The 336-nt window shown below is 70.5% G+C and carries 1 protein-coding gene; it reads right to left on the reverse strand.

Annotation, left to right across the window (positions count from 1 at the left end):
* Positions 1-236: hypothetical protein (locus KVT44_RS55835; RefSeq protein ID WP_217576926.1), on the reverse strand; the 236-nt coding region annotated here is incomplete at its 3' end.
* Positions 237-336: the final 100 nt, after the last annotated feature.

Consider the following 336-nt stretch of genomic DNA (forward strand, 5'->3'; position numbering starts at 1 on the left):
TGATCCAGGATGCCGCGCCACGTGTCATCGGGGAACGCCGCACGCACGGCGGCCCAGAGGGCGACGACGAGCAGCAGCATCCGGAACGGTGCCCGGGACTGCCGGCTCAGAACCCCCGCCCACCGGCGGCGGCGCGCAACGATCGCCAGCACGATCGTCGCGGCGGCGGCGACGACGATCCCGACCGCGATCCGGACGAGGGTCGCGATCGCGAAGTCCATCCATCCATCCCACATGCAGCTGATCCTTCCGTCGGGGAATCAGCCACGATACGACGAGCGCCCGGCCGAAGCCGAGCGCTTGCCGAACGTGCGGGTGTCGCCTTACGGCGCGAGT

Source organism: Streptomyces sp. GbtcB7, assembly GCF_019091445.1.
In the GTDB taxonomy this organism is placed as follows: Bacteria; Actinomycetota; Actinomycetes; order Streptomycetales; family Streptomycetaceae; genus Streptomyces; species Streptomyces mirabilis.